Here is a 15194-nt window from a genome sequence, read left to right as displayed (position 1 = left end):
TGATGAAAAGTCTTAATACAGACTAAGTTATTGGTCTTTATCCCATTTGGATAGAATCGCTAGCGAAACAACCGCAACTCCAACAAAGCCCATAACAAAAATGGTAGGCATGGCAGCATAACCTAACACATGCCAAAAAACTGATTCTAAAGTACTCATGTGTCTTCCTTAATTATTACCAGCCTTCAACGCCGCTCATATCCGGTAAGCGGTGAGCGATTCCCTTGTGACAATCAACACAAGTTTTTTCGCCACTTGCCAATGCATCAGAGTGTTGAGCGACACTGCGTGGACGCTGTTCTGAGAAATCCATGAAATCAAATTCATGACAATTTCTACACTCTTGAGAGTCATTTTGGCTCATACGATGCCACTCTCGCTCAGCTAAGTGTTTACGACGCGCTTCAAATTTTTCTTGAGTACTAATGGTACCCATCGCAAAAGCAATAAGCTCTTTACTGGCTTGAACTTTACGTACTATTTTGTCAGTCCAATTATGCGGTACGTGACAATCTGAACAAATCGCTCGCACCCCGGAACGGTTTGAATAGTGAATCGTCTCCTGGATTTCAGCCACAATTGGCGCATGACATCCGGAACAAAATGCCTCGGTATTGGTGGCTTCCATTCCGGTGTTAAACGCACCCCAGAATAAAATACCACCGGTAAAGCCTAGCGCTAACACTACACCCACAGCGGCCTTGCTGGGAGTGCTTAGTTTCCGCCAAAATGCTTTTAGTAACTTCATAATTTAGCCTCTGGTTAAACCTAGTGTTTAGCGTAACGATTCAACACGTTCATAATCATTTTCAATCAACGGAGCCGCTTCGTTTTGAGGCACGTGGCATTGTAAACAGAAGTAACGACGTGGAGACACATCTGCCAGTACTTGGCCGTCTCGCGCTTCATAGTGTGTCACGCTGATTTTAGTTGCTCCACTTTCGCGAGCGTTTTTCCAGCTATGACATGACAAACATTTATTCGCATTTAAACTCATCTCATAATGGCGAATTTGGTGTGGTATCAACGGTGGTTGAAACACATAATCGCTATCATATGGTTTATCTTGCTCTACTACAGATTTTAAACCTGCAGCCTGAGTTTGAGTGTTTAGCTCAGTATCGCCGCGCAATGAATCTACACCACCATTACTAATGTAATCGTTAGCGACAACCGCTCCGCATAGTAAAAGGCTGGTTATAAAGCCTGATAATAAAACTCGCATTTTCATAATACTCTCTCCGCCACCTTGGCAAATATTGTTAGCGAAGCACTGAAAGCGAGGGGCTTACAGTGCTTTTTCATTAACTTAAACCTTAACTAACTTAACCGCACACTTCTTAAAGTCGGTCTCTTTTGATAAAGGATCCGTTGCATCAAGGGTGAGCTTGTTGGTTAGCTGCTTGGCGTCGAACCAAGGCATAAATACTAAGCCTTTTGGTGGACGGTTACGGCCACGAGTTTCAATTCGCGATTTAACTTCACCACGGCGAGATTGAATCAGCACTTCATCACCACGTTTGAAGCCGCGCTGTTTGGCATCTTCTGGGTGAATAAACAATACGGCATCGGGGAATGCGCGATACAATTCTGGTACGCGACGCGTCATAGAACCTGAGTGCCAGTGCTCTAGTACTCGACCGGTACTTAACCACATGTCGTATTCTTCGTCTGGAGACTCTGCCGCAGGCTCAAAAGGCGTAGCAATAATGAAGGCTTTGCCATCTGGTTTACCATAGAAGTTAACACCCTCTCCTGCTTTAACATAAGGATCTGACCCTTCACGGAAACGCCAGCGGGTTTCTTCACCATTAACAACCGGCCAACGTAAACCTCGCACTTCGTGGTAAGTATCAAATGGGGCTAAATCGTGGCCATGGTCGCGGCCAAACTTGGCGTATTCTTCAAATAAGCCTTTTTGCAGATAAAATCCAAAATCTTTAGCTTCATCATTTAGTTTTGCATCAACCTGCTCAACCGGAAATTTGTCAACCTCACCGTTTGCATAAAGAATGTCGTATAAAGTTTTACCTTTATATTCTGGTTTCTTAGCAATCAACTCAGCTGGCCAAACTTCTTCAACAGCGAAGCGCTTAGAAAACTCAACCATTTGCCATAAATCTGACTTTGCTTCACCCGGTGGTGAAACCTGTTGATGCCAAAACTGTGTACGACGCTCAGCGTTACCATAGGCGCCTTCTTTTTCTACCCACATTGCTGTTGGTAAAATCAAGTCGGCTGCTTGCGCGGTAACGGTTGGATATGGGTCTGACACCACAATAAAGTTTTCTGGATTACGGTAACCCGGTAAGCCTTCTTCATTGATGTTAGGCGCGGCCTGCATGTTGTTGTTACACATTACCCAGTAGGCATTTAGCTTACCGTCTTTCAACATACGGTTTTGAAGTACTGCGTGGTAACCCGGTTTTGGCGGAATTGCACCTTCTGGTAGCTGCCAAATATCTTCAGAAATCTTACGGTGTTTAGGATTAGCAACCACCATATCTGCTGGTAAGCGATGTGAGAATGTACCCACTTCACGCGCAGTACCACACGCCGACGGTTGACCAGTTAACGAGAACGGGCTATTGCCTGGCTCTGAAATTTTACCGGTTAATAAGTGAATGTTGTAACAAGAGTTATTCGCCCATACACCACGCGTATGTTGGTTAAAGCCCATGGTCCAGAACGAAGTTACTTTAACATTAGGATCAGCGTAATCTTTGGCTAAAGCTTCAAGTTTTTCTGCAGGAACGCCAGACAATTTAGCCACGGCTTCTAGGTCATAATCTTTTAGAAACTCGCGATATTCATCGAAGCTCATATCAGTCATTTTGCCGGAGTCTGGATGTGCTGCAGCTTTTTGAAGAGGATGCTCTGGACGTAAGCCATAACCAATATCGGTTTCACCACGTTTAAAGTGGGTATGCTTATTCACAAAGTCCCAGTTCACTTTATCATTTTCAATAATATAGTGAGCAATGTAGTTAAGAATGGCCAAATCGGTTTGTGGTGTAAATACCATTCCGTTGTCGGCTAATTCAAAGCTACGGTGTTCAAAGGTAGATAACACATGCACTTTAACGTGCGGTGCAGACAAACGACGGTCGGTTAAGCGCGACCACAAAATTGGATGCATCTCCGCCATGTTTGAGCCCCAAAGCACAAACGAATCAGCGGCTTCTAAATCGTCATAACAGCCCATTGGCTCATCTATGCCAAAGGTACGCATAAAGCCACCTACCGCAGAAGCCATACAGTGGCGCGCATTTGGATCGAGGTTATTGGTTAAAAAGCCGGCTTTATGTAACTTAGCAGCCGCGTAACCTTCCCAAACGGTCCATTGGCCTGAACCAAACATACCTACTGAAGTAGGGCCTTTGTCGGCCAAGGCCTTTTTCCACTTTTCAGCCATAATGTCGAAGGCCTGATCCCAAGTGATAGGAGCAAACTCGCCATTTTTATCAAATTTTCCGTCGGTCATACGCAGCAATGGCGTGGTTAACCGATCTTTACCGTACATGATCTTAGAAAGGAAGTAGCCCTTAATACAGTTTAAACCCTTATTTACCGGTGACTCAGGGTCACCTTGGGTTGCCACTACTTTACCATTTTGAGAGCCTACTAATACGCTACAACCCGTACCACAAAAACGACAAGGGGCTTTATCCCAGGTAACCTTTGTATCTTCTGAAGAAGTAATTAGGTTGGTGGCACTTGCAGGTAAACTAATACCGGCAACGGTGGCTGCGGCACTTACTGCATTCGCTTTAACAAACTGTCGGCGAGTCCATTTCATGATACTTCCTCATTAGCATTAGCTGGTTCAAATTGGTGGAATACTAAATTGCTGCTTAGCACTGCTTCCAACTTTCCTATGTCTTCTAGGGTATTTACGATGTTGTTTCGCATTTCACTTTCAATAGAAATCACAATTTTCCCTTCTGGGTTAAAACCGTGAACTTCTAAACCAGAAAGTCCGCTGATTTGGTCAATAACTTCAGTGATACGGTCTGGATTACACATCACCACTGCGCTACTAATATGGTACTCTTCGTTCATCCAACTTCCTTTATTTCAATAGCTTGGCTTGGACATACTGAGATACAAGCACCGCAACTATTACAATGCTCCGAGTCTACGTTGACCTCTGCTTTACCTGCCAATAAAGGTTTAATTGTTATCGCTCGTTGTTCACAAGTATCACTGCAACTACGGCAATAAACGCCGTTTTGAGCCAAACACTTAGAATCGTTAACGTTAACTGAATTAGACCAAGCAGATTGCTGCTGAGGGTGAAACAAAGATTCTGGGCAAGCTGCAGCACATTGGTAACAAAATGTGCATTCACCTTTAGTGAAATCAACCGCTGGAAAACCACCACTGCCTTTAACAATAATCTGCTCGGGGCACGCTTTGATGCATTCACCACACTGGCTACAACCATCTTCGATTGATTGTTTTAGCCAAGGTAATGAGTGATGTTGCTTACTGCGAATCGTATCGCTGGGACTAAACATACGACGTTTAGACAGGTCTACAGACATCAATTTTCCTTACGAAATCAGGCTTTAGCCAAACTGGTAAAACCACCCTAGGTTTCTTAGGGTTAAGCGTAATTTCTATTAACATTCAAAAACATACCTCGAAAGAGGTGTTTGTCCAAATGATTGATTTAGATCAAGTATAGTGCGTGATTTGCATCACGCACTAAAACTTATCCGCCTATTGAAGCGAGGTGAGGAGTAGCGCCGGTATTACCGTCGTGAAGGAAATGGCTGACTTTTTTAGTCTGAAGAGCGGTTTCAATTCGTTGGCTAAGTTGAGCTTGCTGAATAGGGTCTTGCAACAAATCTCGCAAGTCTACGCCCTCTTCTCCAAATAGGCACAAATGTAATTTACCTTGTGAAGAAACACGTAAACGATTGCAGCTTGCACAAAAGTCTTTTGAATAAGGCATGATTAAACCTATTTTTCCGGCATAATCTGAATGATGAAAAACCTGAGCGGGGCCTGCATTGTGTGCACTTATTTGTTGCTCCCAGCCTTCATTTAACAGGATCTGTTTAAAACCATCACCTGCAATATGATGTTTATCGAAGTACTCAGGGTGATCACCCATTTGCATCAACTCGATAAAACGAACTTCAACTGGGCGGTCTTTAATCCAATCAAGATACTTACGAAAATTTTGCTTAGCCATATGCTTGATCAGAACTGCATTTAACTTCACTGCCGTAAAATCTTGCGCCAAAGCTTCATCAACTCCGGCCATCACTTTTTCAAATGTTTTGGTGCCGGTAATCAACTCAAACTGGCGTGGGTCTAGGCTATCTACACTCACATTAACGTGAGTTAAACCTGCCTCTTTCCAACGTTTTGCATGTGTTGCTAACTTAAAGCCGTTGGTGGTCATAGCTAGCTGTTTTATGCCTGTGGTGTTCGAGCAAATGTTCATTACGTCTACAAGATCTTTACGCAGACTGGGTTCGCCACCAGTAAGACGGATTTTGTTAGTACCTAACCGAGAGAAACACGTGGCTAACTGCTCTATTTCAGACAAACTAAGGTTGGTATGAGGAGAGTCGCAGTGGTAACCATCGGGCAAGCAATAGTTACACTTAAAATTACAGACGTCGGTCAGTGACAGACGCAAATAGAAAAATTTTCGGGAAAATGAATCCGATAACATAAATCAACCTTTCCAAATGCGGGAGGCAAAGCCATTTCTGAACTCTACCCTGCTTAGTCTAATGCTAAGGGTCTAAACGCCATATCATTGTGACGTAGGTCGTTTTAGACTTCGGTGATGCTTTTAATGTTATGCAACAAAACAACATTTGTTAAGTGCTTTCTTAAAGAGTTACAATTTGATGGCAATTTGATTGTATTAAAACTTTCGTAAATACAAGGATTTCCGCTTGAAACGTTTTTTTAGCAAACGCTCCATTGGCACCGCTGTTATTCGCCTTTTAAGTTTAATGATGTTTTTATTCGCCTTGGTCGCTATTAGCTCCTTAACTACTTTAGTGAATAGCTTAAATGATGCAGAAGCAATAAATGTTGCTGGTTCTTTACGCATGCAAAGCTACCGAATGGCGCACGCGCTAAATGTTTATGACACTGCACTTCCTAGGAAAATCGACCAATTTGAGAAATCCCTATCTAGCCCTGCCTTGATGAAAGTAGCCCAGCAAGACGACACCATTAATCAGCGCTATCAGAAAGTAAAACACCGTTGGGAGCAATTAAAGCCATTTGTTCAAAACAAAGACATCGCTAGTTTTGACCAACAAATTGTGGGTTTTGTCGACCTAATCGACGATTTTGTAGCACATACTCAATATGGGTCTGAAGCAAAAGTATTCCAGTTAACCCTGCTTCAACTTATCGCTTTTGCCATCATCACCATGATTGCAGTTTATACATTGTGGTACATGCAACGTAATATCTCTCGGCCAATTTACCGCTTGGTTGAGGCCGCAAAACAAGTTCAAAACGGCGATTTCAAAATATCTATTTCCACCACTTACGCCAGCATTGAAATGGAAACTTTAGCCAAAGCTATTGTATCCATGTCGCAAGACTTAGAGCGCTCATATCAAAACTTAGAGAACCAAGTAAAAGATAAAACCAAGGAATTACGTCGTGCCAACCGCGACCTCAATTTTTTATACAACCTTGAACAAACCCTCTTTAACAACAATTTGAATCAACAACACCTCACCCAATCCTTAGAGTTACTGTGCGACACTCTCGGCATAAAAGGCGCAAAACTGTATATAGAGAAGCTGGATATTGCGATAGACATTGAGCCCGAAATAAGTGAATTTGCAACCCCCATTCCGCTAGAACTGAACCAAGAACAATACGGCTCTTTGCTGCTCCCTGCTATTCCTGAAGATAGAGCGGCGATTGTGACCAGCTATTGCCGCACCGTAACCAAAGTACTGCGCTTTGAACAAAGCTTATTGCAAAAGCAAAAACTGTTACTCATGGAAGAACGCGCCACCATTGCACGCGAACTACATGACTCTTTAGCTCAAAGCCTCTCTTACCTTAAAATTCAAAACAGCTTGTTACAAAGGCAACTAAAGCAGTCACCTACAGACGGTGCTAAAAGCTTAGAGATAAGTAACGAGATACAAAGTGTTTTAAGCTCAGCCTATATACAGTTGCGTGAGCTACTATCTACCTTTAGGTTAACCATTAAAAACGCTTTGCTGGTAGATTCTTTACAAGTATTAATAGAAGAGCTTAATGCTCAGCACCAACAAACTATTGAGTTAAATACAGACATTTCCAACGATATGGTGGAAGCCGACAAGCAAATTCACATTATTCAAATTGTGAGAGAAGCGATCATAAACGCTTTAAAACATGCTGACTGTGATAAAATTTCGGTAACATGTATTGGCGACCCAGAGCAAATATCGGTTGAAATTGCCGACAATGGATTGCAAGGCAATAAATTAAAACAGGTTAACGATCATTACGGCTTACAGATTATGCAAGAACGTGCGCAACGTTTAGATGGCGAAATACGTTTCGAGCAGTCTTTAACTGGTGGCGTATCGGTAAAACTAACCTTCCCTACAAAGAGTAATTAAGGATTCTTTAAGCTATGAGCGACCCAATCAACATTATTGTTGTAGACGACCACCCGCTAATGCGAAAAGGTATCGTGCAGTTTTTAAGCATAGAGCCAGATTTTAACGTAGTTGCAGAAGCAGGCAGTGGCGCACAAGCAGTAGAACTCTGCACCGAATTAGAACCCGATGTTGTATTACTAGATCTTAATATGAAGGGTTTATCGGGTTTAGATACCTTAAAACTGTTGCGAGAAAAACAGGTCTCTTCAACCATCATTATTCTTACAGTTTCTGATTCTAAACAAGACGTCATCAAGCTCATTAACGCTGGCGCCGATGGTTACTTGTTAAAAGATATGGAGCCAGAGCAATTACACGAGCAACTCAAACAAGCAGCGGCAGGTAAACAAGTATTAAGCGAAGAGCTATTGCCTTATCTAAACTGCCTACATGAAAATGATGAGTTTGCAGAGAAGTTAGCCACGGTAACCAAACGTGAATTACAAACGCTGAATGAAATCGCTAAAGGCGCTAGTAATCGCGAAGTTGCCTCTAGTTTAAAAATAACTGAAGGCACTGTGAAGGTTCACGTTAAAAGCCTATTGCGTAAATTAAATGCCAAGTCTCGAGTAGAACTTACGGTCATGTACTTAGAGCATATGGCCTAAACTTAAACAATGAATAATCTGGTGTTGGTTGCAGAAGCGCTATGTATACTTTTAGCGCTAAGCTTTGTTAGCAAAGCGATGTGGGGGCATGCTAGACAACATAACGATTGGTTTAATCCTTTGCGGATTTTCTTTAAACCAGTCAACGATTTAAGCCCTAATGAGTACCTGCTAATACGTAGGTCTGTTTATTTACTGGTATTAACCGTGTTGTTAGATTTGCTAAGGCATTGGTTATAAACAAGCAATAAAAAAGCGGCTAACAAGCCGCTTTTTTTTACGTTATCGTTTTTGCTTAAACTGTTTGTTGGTAAACCTTGTTGCAGCAAAATTACTGTTTTTAGCACCTTTATAACCACGGTTCGCCGCACCGCGGCCACCTCGTCGGCTGTCGGCCGGAACTAAATGGTGCAAACCATTACCAATTAATTTCGTTAAGCCCATATTCGTTAAGCCTTCGCGAATTAACGGCCAGTTTTTCTCATCATGATAACGTAGCAAAGCTTTATGCAAGCGACGCTGACGCCCCTTCTTCGCTACCGACACTTTTTCACTAGTATGGCTCACCTTATGTAACGGATTACGCTCGGTGTGATACATAGTTGTTGCGCTAGCCAATGGCGATGGATAGAAGTTTTGCACTTGGTCTAAGCGGAATTTATTCTTTTTAAGCCACAGCGCCAAGGTCACCATATCTTCATCTTTGGTCCCTGGATGCGCAGAGATGAAATAAGGAATCAGATACTGTTTCTTACCCGCTTCCTTAGAGTATTTGTCGAATAGCTCTTTAAACTTGTGGTAAGTCCCCATACCCGGCTTCATCATCTTAGACAATGGACCCTCTTCGGTATGTTCTGGGGCAATCTTTAAATACCCGCCCACGTGGTGTAGCGCTAGTTCTTTAATATAACGCGGGTCTTCAATAGCTAAATCGTAACGAACACCAGAAGCAATCAAGATCTTTTTGATGCCTTCAACTTTGCGGGCTCTGCGGTACAAATCAATAGTCGGCGTATGGTCGGTATCCATGTGATGACAAATAGTTGGGTAAACACAGGATAAACGGCGGCAGGTTTCTTCAGCTTTCGGGCTTTTACAATTTAAGCGATACATATTCGCCGTCGGCCCGCCTAAATCAGAAATAATACCAGTAAATCCAGGCACTTGATCTCTGATCTGCTCGATCTCATTGATAATAGAATCTTCTGAACGGCTTTGAATAATTCGCCCTTCGTGCTCAGTGATAGAACAGAATGTACAGCCCCCGTAACAACCACGCATGATATTGATTGAGAACTTAATCATGTCGTAAGCAGGGATTTTCGCTTTACCGTAACTAGGATGCGGAATACGCTGATAAGGTAAACCAAACACGCCATCCATATCTTCGGTACTTAATGGTAACGCTGGTGGGTTAAGCCATATGTAACGATCACCGTGGCGCTGAGCTAATGCTCGCGCACACCCAGGGTTTGTCTCAAGGTGGAAAATACGAGAAGCATGCGCGTAAAGCACTTGGTTAACTTTTACCTGTTCGTAAGCAGGCAAATTAATATATACGTTTTCCCAAGGACGCTTTTTCTCCATTTGCACAACAATTGGTTTAGCTTGCTGTGGATCTGACTCTACCGGAGCATCCTCCTTGCTTGAGCAAGTTTCCTCAATTTCGGCATAAGGGCTAGGAATAGGATCGATTTTTCCTGGTTTATCGAGGTGACTTGAATCTAAGCCGCTCCATCCAGGCAGCGCTTCTTTACGAATAATGGCCGTACCACGCACATCATAAAGATCAGCAATGTCCTCCCCTTGGCTTAAGCGATAAGCCACTTCCACTAGCGGACGTTCAGCGTTTCCATAAATAAGTAATTCTGCTTTTGCATCGAACAGTACTGAACGGCGAACTTTGTCTGACCAGTAATCATAGTGGGCAATCCGGCGCAAGCTAGCTTCAATACCACCCAGTACAACGGGTACATCTTTATACGCTTCTTTACAGCGCTGAGAATACACAATCACAGCGCGATCAGGCCGCTTTCCGCCTTCATCATTTGGCGTATATGCATCATCATGGCGCAATTTGCGATCAGCCGTATAGCGGTTGATCATCGAGTCCATGTTGCCAGCTGTTACGCCAAAAAATAAATTAGGCTTACCAAGCGTCATAAACGCGTCTTTACTGGTCCACTCCGGTTGCGCAATGATACCCACTCTAAACCCTTTAGCTTCAAGCATTCGGCCAATAACCGCCATACCAAAACTAGGGTGATCCACATAGGCATCGCCAGTCACTAAGATAATGTCACAACTGTCCCAACCTAAGGCTTTCATCTCTTTACGAGACATTGGCAAAAACGGCGCAGCGGCTCGCTGTCGGTTTACGCAAGTTTCAGGTTTAAACAGGGTTTCAGCTGTGTGCATATACAAAGTCTCAAAAAAGTAAGCGCGGCATTATATACGTTATCCGACTGAGTAGGAAACGGATTAACACAGAGTTAACAAATTGGCCTGTCTTAGCTACGTTACAGCTAGCTAGGTGATTGGAATTAGTCTAAAATTTCTCATAATATTTAGTTGCTTAGGTAGACAGTTAGTCAAATGGATTTGCTCATTCAGGTTAAACGTATTGTTGTTATTCTATTTGTCTCTCAAGTCTTATTAGCCTGCGCGCAGCGCCCTAGCAACGAATTGATTGAGCAACATAAGCAAGCGAGTTATACCTTAACGCTCCCACAAGATTCTATTAACCAGTTAAAAATTGATCATATTACTCAGTATCAGCCGGGTAAAACCGGGATAGCGATACTCGCAGACGGTATTAGCGCCTTTGCTGCTCGTATCGCTCTAATCGAGCAAGCAGAGCAAAGTATTGATGCTCAGTACTACATGATTAAAGAAGACATGACCGGTGCTATTTTCTTAGGGAACTTACTAAAGGCGGCTGATCGGGGGGTGCGAGTAAGACTGCTTATCGACGACATTAATACCTCTAACTACGATGACGTGCTTAAAGCTTTATCACTGCATCACAATATAGAAGTCCGGATCTTTAATCCTTTTTACGACCGTACCTTTCGTGGCACCAATATGGTCGGCGATTTTAATCGCTTAAACAGCCGAATGCACAATAAGTCACTCACCATTGACGGTGTAATTACGGTGGTCGGTGGCAGAAACATCGGTGATGAATATTTTAGTGCTAAAGCGGAATTAGAGTTCGCAGATTTAGATGCCATTGCACTGGGCCCAGTGGTAAGAGAAGTAAGCCAAGCCTTTGATTTATACTGGAACGGTTTCAGAGCTTACCCGATTGAGGCACTAAATCCACACGATATAGATCAGCAAAGTCAATATCGACGCCTAGAACAACAGATATTTAAAAATAGCGTCAAGTCTTTCATCGTTGCCCATCAGCGTTACCAACAATTGCTGGTTAACCAAGATTTTAGAGATCACCTTTATTGGTGTGATGGACGCTTACTGGTTGACCATCCGGGTAAAGACCCAGCATACCCTTCAGACGTTTCGAGCAACTTGGGAGTAGCCTTAAGCAAGGCAGAACAAAGCATTATGCTCAGCTCTCCGTACTTTGTGCCAGGAGAAGAAGGTACCAAAGGTTTATTAGCCCTCGCTAATAAAGGCATAGATGTGAGTGTAATCACCAACTCTTTAGCCGCTACTGATGTTGCAGCGGTTCATTCGGGTTATAAAAAGTACCGTAAACGTCTGGTAGAAGGAAACGTCTTTCTTTATGAAGTAAAACCCGACGCCAAACAAAAAGAACGCCTCGCATTTTTTGGAAAAGGCGCATCACGGGCTAGCCTGCATAGCAAAATGTTTATTATTGATGAAGAGAAACTGTTTATTGGTTCGTTCAATTGGGATCCGCGATCTATAAACTTAAATACAGAAATGGGCTTACTACTCACCTGCCCTAACTTAGCCGAATTAATTCATCGTTCGGTATATGAAGAACTTCCCTACAAGAGTTATTTGTTAGCTTTAGATCAACAGCAAGATTTAGAATGGATAGAAAAAAGAAGAGAACAAGAAGAGATACGCTACAACAAGGAACCTAAGGCAAGTGCTTGGAGAAAGTTTCAAGCTTGGATAGTTGGCCTACTACCCTTAGAAGACCAACTATAAGTAAGCGTTATTAGTGCTGGTGACCACAACCGCCAGCTGCATGAACGTGACCGTGAGCTAATTCTTCTTCAGTGGCTTTACGCACTTCGGTTACTTCAATGCTAAAGGCTAAATCAATACCCGCTAGAGGGTGATTACCATCAACAATCACTTCGTCTTCTTCCATACCAATGATGATAACTGATTGCTCACCTTCATCGGTAGTTGCACGAAACTGCATGCCCACTTCTACTTCAACATCGCCAAACATTGATTGTGGAACAGCTTGAACAAGGTTGTCATTGCGCTCGCCATAGCCATCTGCAGCGGCAATATCAGCGTCAAACTTATCGCCAGTTTGCTTACCAATTAATGCTTGCTCTAAGCCAGGTACCAATTGGCCGTGACCAACAATAATTGCTAAAGGTTCTTTACCTTCAGACGTATCTAGTTGTTCACCGTTCGCGGTTACTGTGTATTCGAAAATGGCAACATCGTCTTTTGCGATAATCATTAAAGATTCCTTTAGTTAATATTTGCAGCTATGCCGCGAAACGGCTAATTCTAAAGCTTCGTTATGGAAATTGCCAACGCTTCAAAAAATTGTCCTGCAACCTTGATACTCTCTCGATAAAACTAATCAATAATGGGATAAATAAACGGGTGCTGCTACGGGTAAATGTTTCTCGAATTATCTTTTAATTAAAGATGTTCTAACGAAATAAGCCTCACTGATTTAAATCATGCGGTAAGCCTATTTAGGGTGTAAAATCGCATTTTTTCTAAGACGGTTATTTATCTTTATGGACTTCTCCATTCTTCTCATTTTCATTCCCACCTTTTTCTTTGTCTCTATTACCCCTGGAATGTGTATGACCTTAGCCATGACATTGGGTATGACCATTGGGCTGCGCCGCACCTTTTGGATGATGCTAGGTGAAATGATAGGAGTAGGCATCGTTGCGGTGCTTGCAGTACTTGGTGTTGCTGCAATTATGCTGCGTTACCCGGATGTGTTTACCTTGCTAAAATGGGTTGGCGGCAGCTACCTTGGTTACTTAGGAATCCAAATGTGGCGCTCTCGCGGAAAGATGGCCATACCTGAAAAAATTGAACAGCAAGCACAAGTTAGCCCTTGGCAATTAGCCACTCAGGGGCTGGTAACAGCAATAGCAAATCCTAAAGGCTGGGCTTTTATGATCTCGTTGTTACCGCCTTTCATTCAAACAGACAAAGCCCTTCCCCTGCAACTAAGCGTATTGGTGGGCATAATTCTAATTTCTGAGTTTATTTGTATGACACTGTATGCAACCGGTGGAAAAACCTTACGGTTATTCTTAAACAAAAGCGGCAACGTACGATTGTTAAACCGCATCTCCGGAACGCTCATGATTGGAGTGGGAATTTGGTTAGTATCCACCTAGTGCTTAAAAACCACTTCCTACTTGGAAATACACAGCACTTTCCTCGCCGCTGTAGGCAAAATCCATCCCTAGGCGCAGGCCATATCTTCGGGTGATTTGATAACGAAAGCCTGCGCCCACAGACTGTACGCTTTCATTTGTAGCTAACTTACTTTCCTGTATAGCTTGTCCAGCACCATAAAAAGCCGAGAGCGTCCAACGGTGATCAATCGAGTAAGTAAGTTGTGATTGTATAGTATGAATTTCGTCGCCTTGATAACGATAGGCGGATACCCCTCGCAAGCCTACATAGGGTCGTGCTGTGGGTGATAAAAACAATTCATCAGAGCTGAAGAGCTGATAATTGCCGGCAAAAGCTAGGTTCCATTTTCTACCTAATGGAAGATACACCTCTCCATCCACATTCAAATTTTGGTAGTCCCAATCGCTACCCAATTTTTTATCGTAAATCATGTAATCAGCGTTTAGTTTATACCCTCTAGTTGGGTAAAAAATATTGTCTCTGGTGTCGTATTCGGCAATAAAGCCTAGACCAGAAGTGATCGACTCATCCCCCCACACCTGACCTAACAAACCATTTAGCAGCTTATCCGCGTTAGAATTACCAGTATCAATCGTTACCTTGCTTACACCTACAACTTGCTTAGCCCCCAACATCACAGGAGTATCAGCAATACGAAATTGAAGCTTTTGCAGAGCTAAAGCGCCTTCGGTTTTAGTACCAATCTGCATGCTTTTAGTAAAATCGCCTAAAGACAAATCTTTATAAATATTCAGATTAGCTTTCCCCAAGCCCATTCCGCCGGTATAGCGGATTGAATCCTTCATCCATGAATGTCGATGTCCGGCAAAAGCAAACCAAGTACCATTCTCGGTGCCTGCTGCTCCCACTAAGGTAATTGCCGAGGGTATCAACTGCGCACCACCATCTAGTGATGACATCGCCAGCTTCTTACGGGCTATTTTTTCTTCTTCAGTCTCATGAAGAAATAGTCCCATAGCACCACCACCGCCGCCAACAGCAGGTTCAGTTATTAGAATAGGAATAGGCAAAAAGCCATAGGCATTCTCTGCAAGGTGATGCCCCAAATCAAACTGTCCATCAACTTCGTCAAAATATGACGCAGTGCTAACGGTTGAATAAATGCTAATAGACAAAGCCGACAGCGCCATCGCCGCCCATGTAGTCTTCATTGATAACCTTTGTTTAATGACTTAGTTGTTTGTTTAACTCTAAAACTGATAAATTCAGCTTTGGAAGGAATTACGCTACTTTAAGCTTACTTTGGCGTAGTACTAACTCCTGTTTGTAGGACTAAATCCGTCAAAGTAGTATCGATATAACTTATTGGATAGACGTATTTATTTGCTTAGTTGGAGAATGTTGG

General features: G+C 42.9%; 15 protein-coding genes and 1 riboswitch. Of the genes, 5 read left to right on the top strand and 10 right to left on the bottom strand.

The window, feature by feature from the left end; translation table 11 throughout:
- Positions 1-27 precede the first annotated feature (27 nt).
- The 7 genes from Q4549_RS01925 to moaA form a co-directional block, all read right to left on the bottom strand.
- Complete coding sequence (locus Q4549_RS01925) at positions 28-159, bottom strand: TIGR02808 family protein (protein ID WP_137672903.1); 132 nt, start codon at positions 157-159, stop codon at positions 28-30.
- Between the two features lie 16 nt (positions 160-175).
- Positions 176-748 carry a NapC/NirT family cytochrome c gene (locus tag Q4549_RS01920; protein WP_137672904.1) on the bottom strand — a complete coding sequence of 191 codons (573 nt, stop codon included), beginning with the start codon at positions 746-748 and terminating at the stop codon, positions 176-178.
- Positions 749-775: 27 nt separating this feature from the next.
- Positions 776-1225 (bottom strand): nitrate reductase cytochrome c-type subunit, encoded by a 450-nt coding sequence (locus Q4549_RS01915; RefSeq protein ID WP_137673112.1) that lies wholly within the window; start codon positions 1223-1225, stop codon positions 776-778.
- 84 nt (positions 1226-1309) lie between these two features.
- A complete protein-coding gene (napA, locus tag Q4549_RS01910) occupies positions 1310-3799 on the bottom strand; it encodes a nitrate reductase catalytic subunit NapA (RefSeq protein ID WP_303552843.1) in 2490 nt (829 codons plus the stop codon).
- Positions 3796-4062: a chaperone NapD gene (locus tag Q4549_RS01905; protein WP_137672906.1), complete on the bottom strand. Its 267-nt coding sequence runs from the start codon at positions 4060-4062 to the stop codon at positions 3796-3798. The genes napA and Q4549_RS01905 overlap by 4 nt, the downstream gene beginning before the upstream one ends.
- Positions 4059-4547 (bottom strand): ferredoxin-type protein NapF, encoded by a 489-nt coding sequence (gene napF / locus Q4549_RS01900; RefSeq protein ID WP_303552844.1) that lies wholly within the window; start codon positions 4545-4547, stop codon positions 4059-4061. The genes Q4549_RS01905 and napF overlap by 4 nt, the downstream gene beginning before the upstream one ends.
- Positions 4548-4717: 170 nt before the next feature.
- Positions 4718-5692, bottom strand: a complete 975-nt coding sequence (gene moaA, locus Q4549_RS01895) for a GTP 3',8-cyclase MoaA (RefSeq protein WP_303552845.1) — start codon at positions 5690-5692, stop codon at positions 4718-4720.
- Positions 5681-5821, bottom strand: a riboswitch (molybdenum cofactor riboswitch). Its footprint overlaps the gene before it by 12 nt.
- 100 nt (positions 5822-5921) lie before the next feature.
- Between moaA and Q4549_RS01890 the strand changes: the two genes are divergently transcribed.
- The 3 genes from Q4549_RS01890 to Q4549_RS01880 are packed head-to-tail and all read left to right on the top strand — an operon-like array spanning position 5922 to position 8500.
- Entirely contained in the window at positions 5922-7610 is a 1689-nt protein-coding gene (locus tag Q4549_RS01890) for a histidine kinase (RefSeq protein WP_303508768.1), read from the top strand.
- Between the two features lie 14 nt (positions 7611-7624).
- Complete coding sequence (gene narL / locus Q4549_RS01885) at positions 7625-8260, top strand: two-component system response regulator NarL (RefSeq protein ID WP_137672910.1); 636 nt, start codon at positions 7625-7627, stop codon at positions 8258-8260.
- A gap of 9 nt (positions 8261-8269) precedes the next feature.
- Positions 8270-8500 (top strand): hypothetical protein, encoded by a 231-nt coding sequence (locus Q4549_RS01880; RefSeq protein ID WP_137672911.1) that lies wholly within the window; start codon positions 8270-8272, stop codon positions 8498-8500.
- Between the two features lie 42 nt (positions 8501-8542).
- Here Q4549_RS01880 and Q4549_RS01875 read toward each other — a convergent pair whose 3' ends face one another.
- Positions 8543-10678 (bottom strand): YgiQ family radical SAM protein, encoded by a 2136-nt coding sequence (locus tag Q4549_RS01875; RefSeq protein ID WP_303552846.1) that lies wholly within the window; start codon positions 10676-10678, stop codon positions 8543-8545.
- Positions 10679-10855: 177 nt separating this feature from the next.
- Here Q4549_RS01875 and Q4549_RS01870 point away from each other — a divergent pair, with 177 nt between their 5' ends.
- Positions 10856-12403, top strand: a complete 1548-nt coding sequence (locus Q4549_RS01870) for a phospholipase D family protein (RefSeq protein WP_303552847.1) — start codon at positions 10856-10858, stop codon at positions 12401-12403.
- Between the two features lie 10 nt (positions 12404-12413).
- On the opposite strand, the gene Q4549_RS01865 is transcribed toward Q4549_RS01870, so the two are convergent.
- A complete protein-coding gene (locus tag Q4549_RS01865) occupies positions 12414-12896 on the bottom strand; it encodes a peptidylprolyl isomerase (RefSeq protein WP_137672914.1) in 483 nt (160 codons plus the stop codon).
- Positions 12897-13185: 289 nt separating this feature from the next.
- On the opposite strand from Q4549_RS01865, the gene Q4549_RS01860 reads away from it, so the two are divergent.
- Positions 13186-13806, top strand: a complete 621-nt coding sequence (locus tag Q4549_RS01860) for a LysE family translocator (protein WP_303508754.1) — start codon at positions 13186-13188, stop codon at positions 13804-13806.
- Positions 13807-13809: 3 nt separating this feature from the next.
- Here Q4549_RS01860 and Q4549_RS01855 read toward each other — a convergent pair whose 3' ends face one another.
- Entirely contained in the window at positions 13810-15000 is a 1191-nt protein-coding gene (locus Q4549_RS01855; protein ID WP_303552848.1) for a BamA/TamA family outer membrane protein, read from the bottom strand.
- Positions 15001-15194 lie beyond the last annotated feature (194 nt).

It is taken from the genome of Agarivorans sp. 2_MG-2023, from assembly GCF_030548085.1.
Taxonomy (GTDB): Bacteria; Pseudomonadota; Gammaproteobacteria; order Enterobacterales; family Celerinatantimonadaceae; genus Agarivorans.
The sequence above is the reverse complement of the archived record's forward strand: the minus strand, read 5'-3'. Positions and strand labels throughout refer to the sequence as shown.

Bases quoted from the DNA above. Each gene is read 5' to 3' on its own strand.
- Q4549_RS01925 (WP_137672903.1), bottom strand. From the start codon at position 159: ATGAGTACTTTAGAATCAGTTTTTTGGCATGTGTTAGGTTATGCTGCC.
- Q4549_RS01920 (WP_137672904.1), bottom strand. From the start codon at position 748: ATGAAGTTACTAAAAGCATTTTGGCGGAAACTAAGCACTCCCAGCAAG.
- Q4549_RS01915 (WP_137673112.1), bottom strand. From the start codon at position 1,225: ATGCGAGTTTTATTATCAGGCTTTATAACCAGCCTTTTACTATGCGGA.
- napA (WP_303552843.1), bottom strand. From the start codon at position 3,799: ATGAAATGGACTCGCCGACAGTTTGTTAAAGCGAATGCAGTAAGTGCC.
- Q4549_RS01905 (WP_137672906.1), bottom strand. From the start codon at position 4,062: ATGAACGAAGAGTACCATATTAGTAGCGCAGTGGTGATGTGTAATCCA.
- napF (WP_303552844.1), bottom strand. From the start codon at position 4,547: ATGTCTGTAGACCTGTCTAAACGTCGTATGTTTAGTCCCAGCGATACG.
- moaA (WP_303552845.1), bottom strand. From the start codon at position 5,692: ATGTTATCGGATTCATTTTCCCGAAAATTTTTCTATTTGCGTCTGTCA.
- narL (WP_137672910.1), top strand. From the start codon at position 7,625: ATGAGCGACCCAATCAACATTATTGTTGTAGACGACCACCCGCTAATG.
- Q4549_RS01880 (WP_137672911.1), top strand. From the start codon at position 8,270: ATGAATAATCTGGTGTTGGTTGCAGAAGCGCTATGTATACTTTTAGCG.
- Q4549_RS01875 (WP_303552846.1), bottom strand. From the start codon at position 10,678: ATGCACACAGCTGAAACCCTGTTTAAACCTGAAACTTGCGTAAACCGA.
- Q4549_RS01870 (WP_303552847.1), top strand. From the start codon at position 10,856: ATGGATTTGCTCATTCAGGTTAAACGTATTGTTGTTATTCTATTTGTC.
- Q4549_RS01865 (WP_137672914.1), bottom strand. From the start codon at position 12,896: ATGATTATCGCAAAAGACGATGTTGCCATTTTCGAATACACAGTAACC.
- Q4549_RS01860 (WP_303508754.1), top strand. From the start codon at position 13,186: ATGGACTTCTCCATTCTTCTCATTTTCATTCCCACCTTTTTCTTTGTC.
- Q4549_RS01855 (WP_303552848.1), bottom strand. From the start codon at position 15,000: ATGAAGACTACATGGGCGGCGATGGCGCTGTCGGCTTTGTCTATTAGC.